At 58.6% G+C, this 18,932-nt stretch carries 16 protein-coding genes; 7 read left to right on the top strand and 9 right to left on the bottom strand.

Annotated features, from left to right (window positions below; all coding sequences use genetic code 11):
• Positions 1-97: 97 nt before the first annotated feature.
• From C5J24_RS11140 to nhaA, 6 genes are all read left to right on the top strand, one after another.
• Complete coding sequence (locus tag C5J24_RS11140) at positions 98-1,480, top strand: cache domain-containing protein (RefSeq protein ID WP_105417872.1); 1,383 nt, start codon at positions 98-100, stop codon at positions 1,478-1,480.
• Complete coding sequence (locus tag C5J24_RS11135; RefSeq protein WP_105417870.1) at positions 1,477-2,145, top strand: response regulator transcription factor; 669 nt, start codon at positions 1,477-1,479, stop codon at positions 2,143-2,145. The genes C5J24_RS11140 and C5J24_RS11135 overlap by 4 nt, the downstream gene beginning before the upstream one ends.
• Positions 2,146-2,243: 98 nt before the next feature.
• Complete coding sequence (locus tag C5J24_RS11130; RefSeq protein WP_105402629.1) at positions 2,244-2,792, top strand: TRAP transporter small permease subunit; 549 nt, start codon at positions 2,244-2,246, stop codon at positions 2,790-2,792.
• Between the two features lie 15 nt (positions 2,793-2,807).
• Positions 2,808-4,433: a TRAP transporter large permease subunit gene (locus C5J24_RS11125; RefSeq protein ID WP_105417868.1), complete on the top strand. Its 1,626-nt coding sequence runs from the start codon at positions 2,808-2,810 to the stop codon at positions 4,431-4,433.
• Positions 4,434-4,510: 77 nt separating this feature from the next.
• Complete coding sequence (locus C5J24_RS11120; RefSeq protein WP_105402631.1) at positions 4,511-5,626, top strand: TRAP transporter substrate-binding protein; 1,116 nt, start codon at positions 4,511-4,513, stop codon at positions 5,624-5,626.
• Positions 5,627-6,051: 425 nt separating this feature from the next.
• Positions 6,052-7,275 (top strand): Na+/H+ antiporter NhaA, encoded by a 1,224-nt coding sequence (gene nhaA, locus C5J24_RS11115; RefSeq protein ID WP_105417866.1) that lies wholly within the window; start codon positions 6,052-6,054, stop codon positions 7,273-7,275.
• Positions 7,276-7,361: 86 nt separating this feature from the next.
• Here nhaA and C5J24_RS11110 read toward each other — a convergent pair whose 3' ends face one another.
• The 3 genes from C5J24_RS11110 to C5J24_RS11100 form a co-directional block, all read right to left on the bottom strand.
• Complete coding sequence (locus C5J24_RS11110) at positions 7,362-8,618, bottom strand: glycosyltransferase (RefSeq protein WP_105417864.1); 1,257 nt, start codon at positions 8,616-8,618, stop codon at positions 7,362-7,364.
• 168 nt (positions 8,619-8,786) lie between these two features.
• Positions 8,787-9,428 (bottom strand): 3-oxoacid CoA-transferase subunit B, encoded by a 642-nt coding sequence (locus tag C5J24_RS11105; protein WP_105402634.1) that lies wholly within the window; start codon positions 9,426-9,428, stop codon positions 8,787-8,789.
• On the bottom strand, positions 9,428-10,141 hold the full coding sequence (locus C5J24_RS11100) for a CoA transferase subunit A (protein WP_105402635.1): 714 nt from the start codon (positions 10,139-10,141) through the stop codon (positions 9,428-9,430). The genes C5J24_RS11105 and C5J24_RS11100 overlap by 1 nt, the downstream gene beginning before the upstream one ends.
• 77 nt (positions 10,142-10,218) lie before the next feature.
• Here C5J24_RS11100 and C5J24_RS11095 point away from each other — a divergent pair, with 77 nt between their 5' ends.
• Entirely contained in the window at positions 10,219-10,809 is a 591-nt protein-coding gene (locus tag C5J24_RS11095) for a PAS and helix-turn-helix domain-containing protein (protein WP_245437561.1), read from the top strand.
• A gap of 144 nt (positions 10,810-10,953) precedes the next feature.
• Here C5J24_RS11095 and C5J24_RS11090 read toward each other — a convergent pair whose 3' ends face one another.
• The 6 genes from C5J24_RS11090 to C5J24_RS11065 form a co-directional block, all read right to left on the bottom strand.
• A complete protein-coding gene (locus tag C5J24_RS11090) occupies positions 10,954-12,618 on the bottom strand; it encodes an iron ABC transporter permease (RefSeq protein ID WP_105402636.1) in 1,665 nt (554 codons plus the stop codon).
• A 62-nt stretch (positions 12,619-12,680) separates the two neighbouring features.
• Positions 12,681-13,703 (bottom strand): extracellular solute-binding protein, encoded by a 1,023-nt coding sequence (locus C5J24_RS11085; RefSeq protein ID WP_105402637.1) that lies wholly within the window; start codon positions 13,701-13,703, stop codon positions 12,681-12,683.
• A 123-nt stretch (positions 13,704-13,826) separates the two neighbouring features.
• Entirely contained in the window at positions 13,827-14,882 is a 1,056-nt protein-coding gene (locus C5J24_RS11080; RefSeq protein WP_105402638.1) for an ABC transporter ATP-binding protein, read from the bottom strand.
• A gap of 406 nt (positions 14,883-15,288) precedes the next feature.
• Positions 15,289-16,800, bottom strand: a complete 1,512-nt coding sequence (gene adh / locus C5J24_RS11075) for an aldehyde dehydrogenase (protein WP_280952733.1) — start codon at positions 16,798-16,800, stop codon at positions 15,289-15,291.
• Positions 16,801-16,939: 139 nt separating this feature from the next.
• On the bottom strand, positions 16,940-17,797 hold the full coding sequence (locus tag C5J24_RS11070; RefSeq protein ID WP_105417860.1) for a helix-turn-helix domain-containing protein: 858 nt from the start codon (positions 17,795-17,797) through the stop codon (positions 16,940-16,942).
• A gap of 200 nt (positions 17,798-17,997) precedes the next feature.
• On the bottom strand, positions 17,998-18,912 hold the full coding sequence (locus tag C5J24_RS11065; protein WP_105417858.1) for a LysR family transcriptional regulator: 915 nt from the start codon (positions 18,910-18,912) through the stop codon (positions 17,998-18,000).
• Positions 18,913-18,932 lie beyond the last annotated feature (20 nt).

The following is an 18,932-nucleotide window of genomic DNA, read 5'->3' as shown; positions in this document are numbered from 1 at the left end:
GATCCTGATAATGCTGCGAGCAAGCGCCGACGGCTTGAATTTCTAATCGCCCGGCGGCCTGTATTCGCCCATCTATGGCTCGTCGGGGGGACACGCCTTGCATCTGCGTCATCAAATCGTGGCCCTGGCAATCGTGCCACTCATCGTCGCGATCCTGACCGTCACGGCGTTTATCACCTGGCAATCCACAAGGCTCGCCCAGAGCAGCATCGATACGTTCGAGCGCAACATGCTGAAGGCGAAGGAGACCGAGCTTCTTAACCTTACGAACCTGGCAATTTCTGCAATTCAGGACATTTATGCCGATGCCGGACAACAGGACGAGGCTGCCAAGGAGAGGGTCAGATCGATCCTGACCGCGTTGGACTACGGGACCGACGGTTATTTCTTCGTCTACGATTATGACGGCAACAATGTTGTCCATCCGCGCCAGACCTTCCGTCCAGGGCACAATTGGCTCGATCTCACCGATCCTGACGGAGACAAGGTGATCGCCAATCTCATTGCCAAGGCAAAGGAAGGCGGTGGATTGCACCAGTACAAATGGGAAAAACCATCAAGCGGCGAGGTCGCCGATAAACTCTCTTTCGCTGTCGGCCTCGAGAAGTGGAAATGGATGGTCGGCACCGGCGTATATCTTGATGATGTTTACGCGCAGACCGCTGCCGCGAATGCCGATACGCGGAGGAACATCCGGGAGACATTCACGATTGTCGCTCTGATTGCCGTACCGGCCGTTCTCCTGGTCTTTGCGACCTGCCTGTGGATCACCCTTCATGAGCGCCGCCTCGCCGATCACAAGCTCACCGCCCTGACGCAGCGGGTCATCGATGCCCAGGAAGAGGAGCGGACAAGGCTTGCACGAGAGCTGCATGACGGCATTTCACAGAGCCTTGTCGGCGTTCGATACGCAATCGACCTCGCCAGCCGAAAAGCGAAAGGTAACGCAGACGATGCGTCTGCCGCGATTGATCGTGGAGCCGAGGCTCTGACCCAGGCGATCAAGGAGGTAAGACGTCTTTCGCATGAATTGCGGCCAAGGGTGCTGGACGATCTGGGACTGACGCCGGCGCTGAAATCACTGGCGCAAAATTTCGGCGAGAGAACCGGTATCGAAATCGACGTGCAGGCGGACGGGCCCGACGTTTTGAAGGCCGAAGCAAGTACTGCGCTTTACAGAATAGCGCAGGAAGCTTTGACCAATATAGAAAGACATGCGGGGGCCAGTCGGGTGAACGTTCGGCTTTGGCGGGAACGCCAACGCGTTCGGATGACCATTTCCGACGATGGCGGCGGTTTCGACGGGAGCTCCGCTGGCGCTTGGCCCAAGAGTGGCGGCTTGGGCTTGAGGAATATGCAGGAACGCATGTCCCATTTTGGAGGTATGTTACTGGTCAAATCCTCGGCGGATGGGACAACTTTGACCGCTATGCTTCCGAAATCCGCCAATCGACCGGAAGATAAGCAGGTGGCGGCTTGACGGTCCCGGATCGAATTAAGGTCCTTCTCGTGGACAATCACCCGCTCGTACTCGAGGGGCTAAAGGCGCTGCTCGAAACCTACGGGCACATAGAAGTCGTGGGAACGGCCATTCAGGCCAGCACAGGCTTAGACGCGGCACGGCGGACCTTGCCGCACGTCGTCCTGATGGATATCAACATGCCGCAATTGAACGGCATCGAGGCCATCGACCTATTCAAGGCGGCGGTTCCCGAGACCCGGATCCTGATGCTCTCCATGCATGAAAACCGTGAGTATATCTCGGCCTCGGTCTTGAGGGGGGCCGCCGGATATATCCTGAAGGATGTTCCGACCGAGGAGATTGTCGCCGCGATCGAAGCCGTTGCTTCCGGTGGCAGATATTTCTCGTCAGGGGTTTCCGAAGCGCTTCTTTCACGCAAGGGCACCGAGGGTTCCGACGGTCTGACAGCGCGGGAACGGGACGTGCTCATCAAGATCGCCGCCGGAAGCAGCAATCGTGATATTGCGGATGTGCTGGCCATTTCAGCCGCAACTGTTGAAACCCACCGCAAGAACATAAAGAAAAAGCTCGGGATCGCTACGACGGCCGGGCTGATCCGGTATGTGATGGAGAATGGCGTGTCGTCGCCTGACGTTTCCTCGGCTCTACCCACTTCTGGGTAGCCTCGTTCATTTCACCTCACCACGCTCTTGTTCGCTCCTCGCCGGCGACGTAGCACTGCCTCCCAGTTCCCGCGAAATCGGGCTTGGGAGGAAATTTCATGTCCAACTTGCTGTCGCTGTCGCGTCTCATAGACGCGGCGAACACGATCATCGGTAAGGCGGTTTCGTGGCTCATACTGCTCGCCATCGTGATCAGTGCGGCGAACGCCACCACGCGAAAACTGTTCAATCTCAGCTCCAACGCATGGCTTGAGGCTCAGTGGTACCTGTTCTCTGCGGGGTTCCTGATTGCGGCCGGCTACACGCTTCTCAACAACGAACATGTTAAAGTCGACCTCGTCTACGGGCGTCTGTCGCGCAAATCACAATTGTGGATCGAGATCCTCGGCACGCTGTTCTTCCTGTTCCCGTTCTGCCTCATCACAATCTACCTGTCATGGCCAAGGGTGACGTCAAAGTTCATCAGCGGCGAGATTTCCAACAATACCGGAGGGCTGCTCCTCTGGCCTGTGTGGGCGATGATCCCGCTCGGATTCGGCCTGCTGGCTCTGCAGGGGCTTTCCGAACTCATCAAGCGGATCGCAATTCTTCGCGGCGACATACCGGACGCAATCGCGCTGGCTGACGCTGAAGCACATACCCTCTAAGGCCGAGGCATCCGAATGTTTGCATTTTTCGCGGAAAACCTCGCGCCGATCATGTTTCTTTCACTGATCGTCGTGCTGTTGATAGGCTATCCGGTCGCCTTCGCACTGGCCTTTGTCGGTTTCGTTTTCGGCTTCATCGGCATCGAGATGGGGCTTCTGCCCGTCAATCTGTTCGGCGCCATTCCCGACCGCATTTTCGGCCAGATGTCGAACGAGACACTGCTGGCGATCCCGTTCTTCACCTTCATGGGTCTGATCCTGGAGCGAAGCGGCATGGCCGAGGAGTTGCTGGATACCATCGGCCAGCTTTTCGGACCCGTCAGGGGTGGGCTCGCTTTTGCCGTCATCTTCGTTGGCGCGATCCTGGCGGCAACGACAGGGGTCGTTGCCGCCTCGGTCATTTCCATGGGCCTGATCTCACTGCCGATCATGATGCGCTACGGCTACGACCGGCGAGTCGCGGCCGGTACCATCGCGGCTTCCGGAACGCTGGCCCAGATCATTCCGCCAAGCCTCGTGCTGATCATCCTCGCGGATCAGCTTGGTCGATCAGTCGGCGATATGTACAAAGGTGCACTTGTTCCGGGCCTGCTATTGGTGGCAGCCTATGCCGGCTATATCATCCTGATGTCGTTCATTCGGCCGCTGAGTGTCCCGGCTTTGCCGATCGAAGCGCGCTCGCTGCGTGGCTGGAAGCTGCTGCGGAAGGTGATCATCTCGCTGGTTCCGCCGCTTGTCCTGATCTTCCTGGTGCTTGGCACGATCTTCATCGGTCTCGCGACGCCAACCGAGGGCGGCGCCATGGGAGCAGTGGGCGCCCTTGCACTTGCGGCTATCAATCGCCGTCTCAATCTGGCGATGGTCAAATCGGCACTTTATGCGACGGTGAAGCTATCGTCGTTTGTGATCTTCATCCTGCTCGGGGCTCGCGTGTTCTCGCTGACCTTCTATGGTGTTAACGGCCACATCTGGGTCGAGCACTTGATGACATCGGTGCCAGGTGGTGAGATCGGCTTTCTGATTGTCGCCAATCTTCTGGTCTTCTTCCTGGCGTTTTTCCTCGACTACTTCGAGCTTGCCTTCATCATCATACCCTTGCTGGCGCCAGTGGCCGACAGCCTCGGAATCGATCTGATCTGGTTCGGGGTCATGCTGGCGATCAATATGCAGACCTCGTTCATGCATCCGCCATTCGGGTTTTCCCTCTTCTACCTTCGTTCGGTTGCGCCCAGCCGCGCTTACAAAGACCGGCTCACGGGCGCGACGATCCAGCCCGTAACGTCCGGCCAGATCTACATGGGAGCGCTGCCTTATCTCGCAATCCAGCTGGTGATGGTCATTGTCGTGATCGTGTTCCCGGGCCTGGTGACGCACTACAAATCCGGAGCGGTGGCGGTCGATCCGAATACCATTCAGATCAACGTGCCGATGCCTGGAGAGGGCGGACTTAGCCCATTTGGAACGCCGACCCAACCATTCGGGGCACCGGAACCATCTAGTGGCGGTTCAGCCCCGGCAAGCTTTGATTCGCCGCCGCCAACCTTTGGAGTTCCGGCACCGGGTGCGGAGCCTGCACCGCCAAGCTTCGGTTCACCGACACCCAGCTTTGGCGCTCCACCCGCGAGCGGAACCAATCCCTGACGACACCCGACGAACGTCGGCGTCTATGCCCCTGGCCTTAGGCCTGGCCAGAGAAACAACAACCGAGGAGGACTGACATGCCAAATGACGTAAGCCGCCGTGGCTTTTTGACCAAGGGTGCGATCGCCGGAGCTGCCACGGCAGCCGGCGCGACGCTTGCAGCGCCTGCCGTCGCACAGGAAATGCCGTCGATCCGTTGGCGCTTGACGTCGGGTTTCCCAAACAACCTCGACACCATCTATGGCGGCGCGGTCGTCATGTCCGAGGCGCTTTCGAAGATCACCAATGGCAAGTTCCAGATCCAGGTATTCCAGGCAGGCGAAATCGTGCCCGGTGCCCAGGCGATCGATGCCGTCAAGGAAAACACCGTCGAACTCGCCCACACCTGCGGCTATTATTTCACGGGGAAGGACCCGACGTTTGCGATCGGCTCGACCATTCCCTTCGGACTGAACGGCCGACAGCAGAACGCCTGGCTTTACCATGGCGGCGGCAACCAGGCCTATAATGAATTCCTGTCGAACTACGGCGTGGTGGGTATTCCCGGCGGCGCAACGGGCGCTCAGATGGGCGGTTGGTTCCGCAAGGAGATCAAGAGCGTCTCTGACCTCAAGGGCATCAAGATGCGGATCGCCGGTGTCGCCGGCGAAGTCATGTCACGTCTTGGCGTCGTCCCGCAGCAGCTTCCAGGTGGGGACATCTATCCAGCTCTTGAGCGCGGCACGATTGACGCCGCCGAATGGATCGGCCCCTATGACGACGAAAAGCTCGGCTTCTACCAAATTGCCAAGAATTATTATTATCCAGCGTACTGGGAAGGCGGTTTGACGATCCACTTCTTCATCAACCAAGGTCAGTATTCCGCCCTTCCGGACGCCTACAAGGCAGCGCTCGACACGGCGTGCAAGGCGGCCAATGTCAATATGCAGGCGCTCTATGACGTCAAGAATACCGCCGCGATCCGCTCTCTTGTGGGCAAGGGTGTGCAGCTGCGTCCGCTGCCACGCGACGTCATGGATGCAGCCTACAAAGCATCCTTTGAACTATATGCCGAATATGCGCAGAAACACCCGGCATGGGCAAAGATCTATCCTGGCTGGAAGAAGTTCCGTGACGAGAGCTTCGAGTGGTTCCGGGTCGCCGAGTATAGCTATGACAGCTACATGTATGCAGCCCAGGCAGCAGGGAAATAACTGAAGGCGCTATGGTTATCTCAGTTCGGTGGCCGCTGCGTCGAAGGCCTGCGTCGGAGCTTGGCCGAGGCTTTCTCGCGACACCGGGATCGCAAGACCAACCAAAAGGCCGCGTCGATTTGGACGCGGCCTCTTTTGGAACCATGAAGCGGTCAGCCGCGGCGCACCATGTCGGGAGGTGACCGGGATCTAGGAACTCTTTTTTGGCGGTAGCTGCCAGTTTGCGCCATGCCCGTTGGATTATTTAGCGGCTCTCATCCCCATTGACGCCTCACAGAGGTCGTTGACTGACGCCGATTGCTGGCGCGAAGAGTTGGCAGTGAACTTATGATCATATAGACACGATCCGCTTGGCGTGTGCTGCGTGCGCCAGGGTTTTCCCAAAATTACGGAGACTTGAACAACCTGAGCAGGATCGCGTAGCTATGTCTTCGAACAAAAAACAATCGATCTTCACGACGGGAAGAATAAACTCCACACTTCGCAAATTCCTCCATAGCGAAGCGTCAGGCGGATTGCTTTTGATGGCGGTTGCGGCTGTGGGTCTTGCCGTGGCGAACTCGCCGTTCGCACCAACTTATTTTTCCTTGATGAAGAGCTACATCGGTCCGCTTAGCGTCCAGCACTGGGTCAATGAGGCCCTTATGGTCATATTTTTTCTGATGGTGGGCCTGGAAATCAAACGCGAGATGCTCGATGGCCAGCTCTCAAGCTGGCCGCGCCGAATTCTCCCCGGTGTGGCGGCACTCTGTGGCATGATGATGCCCGCGGCAATCTACGTGTTTTTCAACATCAACGATCCCGCTGCAACACGAGGTTGGGCGATTCCGACTGCGACTGATATCGCATTTGCGCTCGGAGTCCTTTCACTGCTTGGCCCACGTGTTCCGGTGACGCTCAAGGTCTTCCTGACAGCGCTTGCCATCATAGACGATCTCGGAGCAGTGGTGATTATCGCTCTGTTCTACACTGCGGATATAAATCTCTGGGCTTTGGCCGGAGCCGCCTTGGTGTTCCTCAATCTCTGCCTCTTCAGCCGGATCAAAGTCGTGGCACTATGGCCCTACCTTATGCTGGGGGCTGTTCTTTGGTTTTTCGTCCTGAAGTCGGGTGTTCATGCAACGATTGCCGGTGTGCTTCTCGCACTCACGGTTCCGATCAAACTAACGCCGGGTACTCCTGAGGCCAACCAGGATGTGTCCCCGCTTCATAAGCTGGAACACGCGCTCCATCGTCCGGTATCATTCATTGTCATCCCTATCTTTGGGTTTGTGAACGCAGGGGTGTCGTTCTCGGGACTATCGCCGTCCGTTATCCTTGAACCTTTGACCCTTGGTATCGGCCTCGGCTTGGTCCTCGGCAAGCTGATCGGGGTTTTTGGCTCGGTCTTTCTTCTGGTGAAAGCCGGTATCGTGGAGATGCCGGGATCCGCCAGTTGGGCCCAGACTTTCGGCGTTTCGCTTCTCTGTGGCATCGGTTTTACCATGAGTCTGTTCGTCGCGCTGCTGGCGTTTGATGATCCGGTGATGCAAGATCGGGCAAAGCTCGGCATTCTTGCGGGATCAATCATCGCAGGTATCGCTGGATATTTCATACTGAGGTTTGCGCCCCGTCGGCAGGGGCGCCAGTACGCCGATGTGATTGAATAGCCAGAAACCTGGTTCTCGTCGCTCCGGCATTCTGGCGACATTGAGACCAAGTTCCCTTCTGCGGTTTTCCACGCGCCGGGGGGCTATCAGGATAAGGATCTGCCGAGGTCCTGGCCTAGACGCTCGAGCAAACGAACCGCCGTCGCGGTTCCAGTCTCTTGTGTAACCAGGTTCCCCAGTGTGGTCGCTCGTTCCCGCATCCTCGGATTATCCATGGCGCCGATCGCCCGAGCGAGCCGATCGGCGCTCAAATGCTTTCTCGAGAGTTTTGCCGGAGCCACTCCCATGTTCCGCATTCGCAGAGCCCAAAACGGCTGGTCACCCATGAATGGGCAAATGGCCGCCGGGATACCCGCCCGTGCGCATGCCATGGTCGTCCCAGCGCCGCCATGATGGAGCGCCATCGCGGTGAGAGGCAGTACCCGATCATGAGGAAATTCATCCAAATGCATAATAGTCGATGTTGGAAGAGACGCCGAGAGGGCGCCCCCGCCGGTTGCAAGCAATCCTCGGCGACCGGCCAGAGCCAGTCCGTTAACAACGATCTCCGTCAGTTGTTCTGGGTCCAGCCCGGGCATGCTGCCGAAGCCCACATATACAGGGGCCTCACCACCGGCAATAAAAGCTTCCAATGTACTTGGCATTTCCCACTCGGGGCTATCCAGGAACCAGGCCCCGGTAACGTGGACATCAGGCGGCCAGTCGGATGGCGCGGGAACGATATGTCTGCTGAACGCGTAGAGCGTCATCGACGGACGCGGTCGCCGTGCTGGCCGGCCAGGTAGCTTCAGGCAGCTCTCTCTCCAACGGGCGATAGTTCCGGCGAAGAGAAGCTCAGCGCCATTTGCCACGAGGCTATGGCTCAGCCGGTTGAGCGGTCCCAGGGTTCTCACCGGAAAGACCGGACTGGGAAAAGCAGAGGTCGGTGTCGAGATCGGCAAAGGTGAGCCGAGAACGGCGCTACATCCCAATCGTTCTGCGATGTGAAGCGACGCAAGTGACTTGGGGTGATAGACAATCAGGTCGGGCGCAAAATCGCGCGCGGTTTCCCATTCATGTCTTAGCAGATCCTCCATAAGAGGCCTTACGTGCTTGAGTAATTTGAACCCGGCAAGAAAGCCGCCGCCCTCGGCGATGGCCTTCTTGCCCTCGCGCGTTTCGATCAGGTTCAACATCTCCGGCGGGAGACAGTGAAAGGGAACAGATCTGGCGACAGCAAGTGGAGCATATGGTGCCGGCCCCGCGAGCTGGACCTCGTGACCCGCGGCCAGGAGCGCAACTGAGAGCGCCACAAAGGGCTGAACGTCTCCTCTCGTGCCATATGTATGGATCGCGATCCGCATCACGCCCGTCCTTCCCTCGATAGCGCCCGAAGCTTCCAAGCCTGACGCGAACTTTGCCTGGCGTCCGAGTTCAGAGAGTGACTTAAGCAGCGCCAGAGAGACGATCAGTTAGAGATCAGCTCCGACGTGAGGCGAACACGTCATGGGATGTATTGCCCTATACGCCGATCAAAGACCGACCCTGAAGTCAGCTCTGGTCTTTGCCTTGATTTCCTCGAGGGTCACCCCTTCGGCGATTTCGACCAGCACCATTTCCGGAGCGCCCGTCCTTGCGATCGTGAAAACGCCGAGGTCGGTGACGACGAGATCCACGACGCGCTTGCCGGTGAGCGGAAGATCGCATTCCGGCAAAAGCTTCGACTCGCCCTTGGCCTCGTGCTCCATCAGTACGACGACGCGTTTGACCCCGGCGACGAGGTCCATCGCGCCGCCCATGCCCTTGGCCATCTTGCCCGGGATCATCCAGTTCGCGAGGTCGCCGTTGCTGGCTACCTGCATGGCGCCCAGGATCGACAGGTCGATGTGACCGCCGCGGATCATCGCGAAGCTGTCTGCCGACGAAAAGAAGCTCGTCATCGGCAGTTCGCTGACGGTCTGCTTGCCGGCATTGATGAGGTCGGCGTCGACTTCATTGTCGAGTGGGAAAGGGCCGATGCCGAGCATACCGTTTTCGCTCTGCAGGACGACATTGATGCCGGCAGGAATGTGGTTAGCCACCAGCGTCGGGATGCCGATGCCGAGGTTGACGTAGAAACCGTCCTGAAGCTCACGCGCGGCGCGCGCAGCCATCTGATCCCGTGTCCAGGCCATTACACCGCCTCCGTCTGTGCGGCTCTCACGGTCCGCTGTTCGATATGTTTCTTCGCATCGGGAACGTGGAGAATTTTTGACACGAAGATGCCCGGCGTATGGATATGGTCGGCGTCAATCTGGCCGACGTCCACGAGATGTTCGACCTCGGCAACTGTGAACTTGCCGGCGGTCGCCATCATCGGATTGAAGTTCCGGGCCGTCTTGCGATAGACGAGATTGCCTTCGGTGTCGCCTTTCCAGGCATGGACAAGCGATACGTCCGCCGTCAGCGCCATTTCCATGACGTATTGCTCGCCGCCGAACTCCCGTATCTCCTTGCCCTCCGAAATGATCGTACCGACACCCGTCTTTGTAAAGAACGCCGGGATGCCTGCGCCGCCTGCGCGTATCCGTTCCGCAAGCGTACCCTGCGGATTGAACTCGAGCTCGAGTTCGCCGGAAAGGAACTGTTGGGCGAAGAGCTTGTTCTCGCCGACATAGGACGAAATCATTTTCCGAATCTGGCGCGTTTCCAGCAACAGGCCGAGGCCTATTCCATCGACGCCAGCATTATTCGAGATGACAGTGAGGTCCTTTACGCCGGACAGCTTGACCGCCTCGATCAGGATTTCGGGTATTCCGCAAAGCCCGAACCCGCCCGACATGATCACCATGCCGTCCTTCAATACGCCTGCCAGCGCCTCAGTGGCGCTTGATACTATCTTTCGCATCCTGACCCTCCCACGGAATTCCGCTAGCGCGAAACTAAGGCTTGATCGACCTTGGCGGCTAGCCGTATTAATACTGCATGCCTGACGCTCCAGCATCAATTCCGGATCCGGATCAGATCCATCGTTTTCCGCTGGCGGATATGCCGGTGCCCATGGTTTATGCAAGGCATCGCATCATTCGTGATTGTAACGTCGAATTCGCTACGCTTTTTGGGCTTCGCCGGGAAGAGATCCTGGACACCAGTTTTGCACGTCTCTATCCGAAGATCGCGGACTTTGTGCGCATCGGTCATTTGTGGCGCAGTCATCTGCCCGCCGGGCAGGTCTTTTATGACGAGCGGATCATGACGAGGGGGGATGGCGGACGCTTCTGGTGCAGGGTGAACGGCCGGAGCCACAATCTCGCCGATCCGTTTGCCGAAGCACTCTATTGTTTCCAGGCGATCAACCGGCCGATCAAAAGCTCCGACCCGACCTTTACTGATCGGCAGCACCAGATCATCACCCTGGTTGCGCAGGGAAAGAGCAACGCGATGATCGCTGACGAACTCGGACTTTCGAAGCGTACGATAGAATCCCATCGCGCGCGGCTTATGCAAGCCGTCGGCGTACGCAATTCGGCTGAGCTGGTAGCATGGTTTACGGCAGGCCATAAACGGCAAGGATGAGTTCATTTAATCTGGCTGAGTAGAGATCCTATCCTCAATCGGTTCTTTTCCAAACCACGAGGTTGACGCATCATCCATGCGTCCGACGGATAGGCATCGCCCATGCCTAGTCAGTCTGACTGACATCGGCTTGCTCGGGCAACGTCAACGATCCGAGCGACCGATGCGGGAGAGCAGGATGACCGGTAGCATGCCGATCAGAAGGATGGCCAAGGCGGCGACAGAAGCCTCCTCGTAGGTTCCTCTCGCGGCCTCGCCATACAGGTGGGTGGCAAATGTTTCGATGTTGAGCGGTCGCAGCAGGAGCGTGGCCGGGAGTTCCTTGACGCAGTCGACAAAGACTAGCAGGCCGGCTGCGGTTAATGCCGCTTTGGACAACGGCAGATGTATGTGGCGCAGGGTCCCGGCCGGAGACTGGCCGAGCAAGCGTGAGGCTTGGTCCAGTGACAGGGGAATGCGTGCAAGCCCGGCGTCAATGCCTCCCGCCGAGATAGCCAGAAACCTCATCGTATATGCGTAGATCAGTGCAGCGCCCGAACCGATGAACAACAGGCCGGTGGAGACTCCGAACCAATCGATGGCGGTCTGGTCAACCAACCGATCTGCCGTCGCCAGCACGATCAGAACGCCGATGGCAACCACCGTGCCGGGGGCCGCATATCCCATTGTCGCGAAACGATAGGACCAAGACGACACCGCGCCCGGGCGAAGGCGGTTCGCATAGGCGACGACGAGGCCAAATGCGATGGTGGTCGCGGTTGCGATGACGGCTAGGGCAATCGTGTTTACCGCCTCGTTCAGCAGGTTCGAGGATATGCCGGCGAAACGGATGCGTTGCCATGCGGATGTCGACAGGTACAGGGCCGGTCCGGCAAAACCGATCAGGATCGGGGTTAGGCCGAGCATCAGCAAAAGCAGGCCTTTCGGCGACGAAACTCGGAGCGGCTCAAAACCACGATTGCGCTGCGCAGTTGCAGAATAGCGCTGCCTTCGCCTCGCCCACCGTTCGAACGACACCAGAGCGACGACCATAAGCAATAGCAACAGGGCGATCTGTGACGCGCCGGGCAGGTCTGTTCGCGTGATCCAGGTCGTATAGATCGACACGGTCAGCGTGCGAACACCGAGAAATTCCGAGGCGCCGACATCATTCAGGGTTTCCATCAGCGCCAGGCTGACACCGACGGCGACCGCCGGCCTTGCAAGCGGCAGAGCGACGTTCCAGAAGATGGCGCGGCGGGAGATACCAAGCGTTCGTGCCGCGTCGATGAGATTGGCTGATTGTGTCAGGAACATCACGCGTGTGGGCATGTAGACGTATGGGTAGAGAACGAAACCCAGAAGAAGAATGCAGCCGGGCATCGAGCGCACGTCCGGCAATCGGAACTCGCGCGGGCTCGAATAACCAAGCAACCAGCGGATTACGCTCTGTACGGGACCGATCGGGTGCAGAATGTCGAGATAGGCATAGGCGATGATGTAGGTCGGCACGGCGAGCGGCAGCAGCAGTGCCCATTCCAGCGTCCGCCGACCGGGAAAGGAATACGCTGTAACCAGCCATGCCATTGTTGTGCCGATGACAGCCGAAACGATGCCGACGCCCAGGAGAAGGATGATGGTGTCGACCATGGAAATCGGCAGGATAGTGGTTGCCAGATGCTGCCAGAGGCCGGGAGAGCCCTGAATGGCCTGTAGGAAAAGGCCCACGACGGGAAGCGCCACAAGTGCTGCGACCATAACTGTGCAGATCAGCCAACGGTTGCCTGGACGCCGTTTAGGCCAAGCGATCGCGGCGATAGGGGAGGTCATGTTATTCACCAACTGGCCAGACGAAAGGCGCCCGCAAAGACAAGGGCGCCTTTCTGTCCATGTTAGTTGTCGAAGCCAACCTTATCGACCAGCGTGCTTGCTTGTTTGCGATGGCCGACGATCTCCGTCAACGACTTGGAATCGATCTTCAATTGACCGAAGGATGCGATGATCGGATCGGTGGCCGCGCCGGCCTTGACCGGGTATTCGTAATTGGCTTCGGCGTAAATCTTCTGGGCTTCATCGGAGACGAGATATTCCAGGAGCTTGACTGCTTCGGCCTTGTTTGGCGCATTTTTGGCGACAGCTGCGCCACTGATGTTGACCTGCGTGCCGCCATTCTTGAAGGTCGGAAGAATGACCTTGATGGCCTCGCCCCACTTGACCTGATCCGGACCGCCCTTGCCCGATCGCATCAGGCCGACATAATAAGAGTTCGCGATTGCAATATCGCAGATACCGCCAAGGATGTCCTTGGCGCCGTCACGGTCGCCACCACCGGCCTTGCGGGCCAGGTTGGCCTTAACGCCCGTCAGCCACTTTTCTGCTTCAGCCGCGCCGTAATGGGCGATGTAGTCAGCGAAGAGAGCCGTGTTGTAGGGGTGCTGGCCGGCGCGAATGCATACCTTACCCTTCCATTTGGGGTCGGCAAGCTCTTCGTAGTTGAACGATTTCAGATCCAAGTCCTTCGCGGCATAGAGCACGCGTGCCCGCATCGAAAGCGCGAACCAGTTGCCTTTGGGGTCGCGCAGCTGCGCGGGAATGGCAGCATTCAGCACCGCCGACTCGACGGGCTGGGTGACACCTTTCTCGACCAGGTCGACCAGGCTACCGGCATCGACGGCCATCAGAATATCGGCGGGCGAGCTGGCGCCTTCTGTCGCAACGCGTTCCGCAAGGCCATCTTTCAGGAAAACGGTGTTGACCTTGGTGCCTGTGGATTTGGTGAATGCATCGAGAAGCGGCTGGATTAGCCCCGCCTCACGCGTCGTATAGATGTTGATCTCGGCGGCAGTGGCCGCGCTTGCACTCAGGAAGAGCGAGGCGACGAGAAAGGTCGATGTTGCGATGGCATGCGTGTTCATGAGTCCCTCCATGTTTGGCATGCTTGCAGCAGTTTATGACCATTTTCGTCAAGTTTAATGTTCAACTTGCAGTCACAATCACGGTTTGTTGATCCGCATTTCCCACCTAATACAATCTTCGATTTAATCGCTCGGAAATGCCAGCACTTGGTCGTTGGCGATGGAGACTCGCACCAGATCGACATCCGGCGGCAGCCGTTTTGTCGATCTCACTCGCAATGGTGTTTCAAGGTTGTCGACACGAACAAGGAACTGCTCGAATTCTCCATGAAAGCTTCGCCGCTCGATGCGGCCGGCAAAATCTCCGTCATCCCGCGAAATCGAAATCGCCTGGGGACGGATGTAAATCGTCGACGGACTGCCTTCCGGGATAGCCATGGCCTGTGAGAAGGCGCCCATCGCTGTTTTAATCACGCCGCCCTTGTAGACGCCCGGCACCTTGTTGAAGTCACAGAAGAATTCTGCCGCATACGGGGTGAGGGGTCGATCGTGTAGATCGTAGCCTGAGCCCGCCTGAACGACTTCGCCAGCCTTCATCAGAACCACGCGGTCCCCGGCCGAAAGCGCCTCGTCGGGGTCATGAGTGACCATGATCACGGTTGTACCCAGCGTTTTCAGAAGCGACAGCGTGTTGTCGCGCACCCTGTCCCTCAGGCTCTGATCCAGATTGGAAAAAGGTTCGTCCATCAGCAGGATGTGGGGCCGGGGAGCAAGCGCCCTTGCCAGCGCTACGCGCTGTTGTTCGCCACCGGACAGCATATGTGGAAAACGGTCGATGAGATGCGTGATACCTATCCTGCCAATCACCTCCGAGGTCCTCCTGATGGCCTCGGCTCTATTGTAGCGCTTGAGACCGAACAGGATATTCTGCTCCACGGTCAGATGCGGGAAGAGAGCATAATCCTGGAAAACGAAACCGACATTGCGCGCCTCGGGCTCGATGAAAATCGATGGGCCCGAAATCTCCTTGCCAGCCAGAAGAATACGGCCGCCGTCCGGTGTGTCGACGCCGGCGATCAATCTGAGCAGTGTTGATTTGCCGCATCCGGAGTGACCGACGAGGCAGATAATTTCTCCCTTGCGGACCGATAACGAAATGCCACCGACGGCTGCCGTCGGTCCGAAACGTCGTGTCACGTCTCGGATCTCCAGCGCAAACTCGTCAGTTTCGGCAACCATTCTGATCTCCTCTCGATCGTAGGGCGATTGGGGCTGGTGCCTTGATACAGAACCCGGGTAGCGCTGCAAACCATTGGCCTGCCATTCTGATGGCGGTTGCGGATCTGAAGCGGCAGATTCAGACGATTTCCCTCGTCCGTTGCGTCGCTGGCCGACCTATTCCCGCCCGTTCGATTTGCTTGTCAAAACCAGAGCGCAACCCAGTAGTCGCATAGGTAGCCGTTCCCAACAGTCCCCTTGATCCGCCCGTGGACGGTAGCGGAACTGGAAGACAGCTTGTCGGCGTTGGCAATCGGCGTGACTCTCGAAGAGGCTCGATGTCTGGAAGACGGCACATGAGCGAAAAGAGCGGATGGAAACGTTAGGGGTGGGCCCGTAAAGACCCACCCCTTGGCAAATCCTCGGCTCAGAAGAACCCAAGTTTGTTTGGGTTGTAGCTGACCAGCATGTTCTTGGTCTGCTGATAGTGGTCGAGCATCATCTTGTGCGTCTCGCGCCCAAAGCCCGACTGCTTGTATCCACCGAACGCGGCGTGGGCCGGGTAAGCGTGATAATTGTTGATCCAGACGCGGCCGGCCTGGATTGAGCGACCGAAGCGGTAGCAACGGTTGGCGTCGCGGCTCCACACGCCGGCCCCAAGGCCGTATATGGTGTCATTAGCGATTTGCAGCGCCTCCGCCTCATCCTTGAACGTCGTGACAGAAACCACCGGGCCGAAGATCTCTTCCTGGAAGACCCGCATCTTGTTGTGGCCCTTCAGGATCGTCGGCTGAACGTAGAAGCCGCTGGAAAGGTCCCCGTCAAGGCGCGCGGCATCCCCTCCGATCAATACTTCTGCTCCTTCATTCACGCCGATCGTCAGATAGGACAGGATCTTGTCCTGCTGTTCCTGGCTCGCCTGTGCCCCCACCATCGTCTGCATGTCGCGAGGGTCACCCTGTTTGATCGCGCGCACCCGCTCGATGCAGCGTGCGATGAACGCCTCGTAGATGTCCTCATGGATAAGCGCACGACTGGGGCAAGTGCAGACCTCGCCCTGGTTGAAGGCAAACAGGACGAACCCTTCGACCGCCTTGTCAAGGAACGCGTCATCCTCTGCCATCACATCGGAGAAGAAGATGTTCGGGGACTTGCCGCCCAATTCCAGGGTCACGGGGATCAGGTTTTCGGTTGCCGCCTGCATGATGATGCGCCCGGTCTCGGTGGAGCCGGTGAAGGCGATCTTTGCAATGCGGGGAGATCTGGCCAGTGGGCCTCCTACCTCGGGTCCCATCCCGTTGACGATGTTCAGGACGCCGGCCGGCAGGAGGTCGGCGATCAGTTCCATCAGCACCATGATCGCCGCTGGTGTCTGTTCGGCAGGCTTCAGTACAATGCAGTTGCCGGCGGCAAGTGCGGGGGCCAGCTTCCAGGCGGCCATCAGGATTGAAAAGTTCCACGGAATGATCTGGCCGACGACGCCCAGCGGCTCGTGATAGTGATAGGCGACCGTGTCGGCGTCGATTTCGGACATGGTGCCTTCCTGGGCACGCAACACGGAAGCGAAATAGCGGAAGTGGTCGACTGAAAGCGGGATGTCTGCCGCCGTGGTTTCGCGGATCGGCTTGCCGTTGTCCCACGTCTCAGCCTGCGCCAGAAGCTGGAGATTGTCTTCCAAGCGGCCGGCGATCTTCAAGAGGATGTTGGCGCGTTCGCTTGCCGAGGTCCGGCCCCAGGCCTCCTTGGCATCGTGGGCCGCATCCAGTGCCAGCTCAACGTCGGCCACGTCCGATCGAGCAACTTCGCAGACCTTTGCGCCAGTGATCGGGGTGATGTTGTCGAAGTATCGGCCGTGGACTGGGGGAACGAACTTGCCGCCGATGAAATTGTCATAGCGGTCCTTGAAGGGCGAGACGTAGATGCTTGCCGGCTTGGTCATGATGTTCATGGAAATACTCCTCCGTGTGATCGGATCCTCCACCCGATCACATCTAGATGCGCCAGAAAGGTCAGCTGGTCAGCCTGGGGAGAGAGGGTCAGGGACCTAAAACGTCCCAAATCTGAGACAGGTGGGCGCGCTATTCGCCGATATGCAGCCGTCTCATGCGCCGGTAAAGGGTCGCTCGACCGATCCCCAACTGCCGGGCTGCCTCCGACACGTTGCCCTCGGTACGAGCAAGGGCACGCATCACGGCGGCTCGTTCCGCGGCATCGAACCCCAAGCATTCCTCTCCCCCGCCGAAGAGGTCGGACGCAGGGCGGGGTTTAAGAAAACCCGTGGGCTCCAATCTGAATACGCGACGTGCGCCCCGTGTTGCTCCGACGACAAGATCGTCGGCATCCACAGCCAAAAGCACCGACATCTCGCTGTCGTCCGTATGTGCCACCACGATGCGAGATTTTGGAAACGTAGCGCGGAAGTAATCGGTCTCGATGGACCGCGCTGTCTGCGCCACCATCGCCGAGATGAGCCGATTGAATCCTTCCGTCTGGTCGACCCGGGCAGAAGACACATCGAGCGCGGCGATGATGCCGCCATCGGCACCGAAGACCGGAGCATCCATGCAACTCATTCCAGTATTGCGGGCGAAGAAGTGTTCATCGCGGTGGATCGTGACGCTTCTTTTCTCGGTCAGGCAGGTGCCTATTCCGTTGGTGCCTTCGCTGGCCTCGCTCCAGTCCGCGCCCGGCCACAGGCCCCATTCCCGGAAGGCTGTCAGGTCGGAATCCTTGCAGCGCTGATCCAGGATCACACCGTCGCAATCGGTCAGAAGAACACCGCACCCTGAGGCACCCACCAGGCCAAAGAGATGATCAAGCCTTGCTGTTGCAACCCTCATGAAGCGATCCAGGCAAGCTCGTCGGTGGTCGAGTTCCGCCTCATCGACCCGATCGTTCGGTCGGCGCGCCGACGGATCCAGCCGGTGATGTTCCATTGATCGTCGCCAGGACGCTGCAAGCGGACTCCGCGCCGCGTCCGATCCGGACGCGATAACCCTTGCGACCCTGTTCACGTGATCGGTTCCGCCGCGGATGATATGTCCTCCCTGGCTGTAAGCTTACCACCTCCTCGGGCTGCGGCAACATGAATCCCACCGGCATGCCTGTAGTCGACGCACCGGTTTGCGACGGTCATTCAAAGGCCCCTTCCGGCGAGATCACCGTCATGGGCTGCCGTTTGCACTGCTACGTCGCGGATGTCCTGCAGCAAGCGATTGCGATTGTCCGGTCTCCAGATGGCGTGGAGTTCGGCCATGCATTCTTCGCGGAGATCGATCGGGCGAAATACGACACTGTCGAAGCAAGCGGCCCGGGTCTCGCCTGGCACGATTGCCAAACCTATGCCAGCGCTCACCAGTGACAGAATGGCCTGTGAATGCGTCATCTGCTGCACAATGCGCGGGGTGATCCGGGCTTCGGCTAGTAGCCTGGCCAGCTTTTCGTGCAAATATCGCGCCTGGGCGGAAAACATGATGAAGGGCTCGCCATCAAGCATGTTCAGCGCGGGACGGCGATTGGCGGCCAGGGGATGGGCCCGAGGTATCGCAAGCATCATGGGTTCGCGCGCCACGCAGACGCTTTCGAGATAATGCGAACCTATCAACGGGCGCGACAGGCCCAGATCGATACGGCCGGTGTTGATTGACTGGAGTTGTTCCGCCGTCTCCATCTGCACCAATTCCAGCTCAATCTGAGGAGCGGTGGTGCGCGCGGCACTGATGAACTTTGGCAAAAAACTATAGGTTGCTGCTCCCACAAATGCGATGCTCACCGATCCCGCGCTGCCGCGTGCCGCTCGCCGCGCCGCTGTTGTGGCCGTATTGCCCTGCTCGATCAACTTCTGGGCTTCCACCAGGAATACCATGCCGGCAGGGGTCAGGACGACCCGCCGGCTCGTCCTTTCCAGCAGCGTGACGTCCAGCTCCTGCTCCAAGAGTTTGATCTGCCGGCTGAGGGGCGGCTGCGTGATATTCAAGCGCCGGGCAGCACGGCTGAAATTCAACTCTGACGCCAGCACGACAAACGACCTGACCTGCGTCATATCCAGCATCTATCCAACTCCGGTATAGA

Source organism: Neorhizobium sp. T25_27, assembly GCF_002968565.1.
Taxonomy (GTDB): Bacteria; Pseudomonadota; Alphaproteobacteria; order Rhizobiales; family Rhizobiaceae; genus Neorhizobium; species Neorhizobium tomejilense.
Note: the sequence above shows the minus strand (reverse complement) of the source record. Positions and strands in the feature narration are given on the sequence as shown.

What these genes read in the sequence shown, in the direction of transcription:
- C5J24_RS11130 (WP_105402629.1), top strand. Translation starts at nt 2,244, where the DNA reads ATGTCCAACTTGCTGTCGCTGTCGCGTCTCATAGACGCGGCGAACACG.
- C5J24_RS11125 (WP_105417868.1), top strand. Translation starts at nt 2,808, where the DNA reads ATGTTTGCATTTTTCGCGGAAAACCTCGCGCCGATCATGTTTCTTTCA.
- C5J24_RS11120 (WP_105402631.1), top strand. Translation starts at nt 4,511, where the DNA reads ATGCCAAATGACGTAAGCCGCCGTGGCTTTTTGACCAAGGGTGCGATC.
- nhaA (WP_105417866.1), top strand. Translation starts at nt 6,052, where the DNA reads ATGTCTTCGAACAAAAAACAATCGATCTTCACGACGGGAAGAATAAAC.
- C5J24_RS11110 (WP_105417864.1), bottom strand. Translation starts at nt 8,618, where the DNA reads ATGCGGATCGCGATCCATACATATGGCACGAGAGGAGACGTTCAGCCC.
- C5J24_RS11105 (WP_105402634.1), bottom strand. Translation starts at nt 9,428, where the DNA reads ATGGCCTGGACACGGGATCAGATGGCTGCGCGCGCCGCGCGTGAGCTT.
- C5J24_RS11100 (WP_105402635.1), bottom strand. Translation starts at nt 10,141, where the DNA reads ATGCGAAAGATAGTATCAAGCGCCACTGAGGCGCTGGCAGGCGTATTG.
- C5J24_RS11095 (WP_245437561.1), top strand. Translation starts at nt 10,219, where the DNA reads ATGCCTGACGCTCCAGCATCAATTCCGGATCCGGATCAGATCCATCGT.
- C5J24_RS11090 (WP_105402636.1), bottom strand. Translation starts at nt 12,618, where the DNA reads ATGACCTCCCCTATCGCCGCGATCGCTTGGCCTAAACGGCGTCCAGGC.
- C5J24_RS11085 (WP_105402637.1), bottom strand. Translation starts at nt 13,703, where the DNA reads ATGAACACGCATGCCATCGCAACATCGACCTTTCTCGTCGCCTCGCTC.
- C5J24_RS11080 (WP_105402638.1), bottom strand. Translation starts at nt 14,882, where the DNA reads ATGGTTGCCGAAACTGACGAGTTTGCGCTGGAGATCCGAGACGTGACA.
- adh (WP_280952733.1), bottom strand. Translation starts at nt 16,800, where the DNA reads ATGACCAAGCCGGCAAGCATCTACGTCTCGCCCTTCAAGGACCGCTAT.
- C5J24_RS11070 (WP_105417860.1), bottom strand. Translation starts at nt 17,797, where the DNA reads ATGGAACATCACCGGCTGGATCCGTCGGCGCGCCGACCGAACGATCGG.
- C5J24_RS11065 (WP_105417858.1), bottom strand. Translation starts at nt 18,912, where the DNA reads ATGCTGGATATGACGCAGGTCAGGTCGTTTGTCGTGCTGGCGTCAGAG.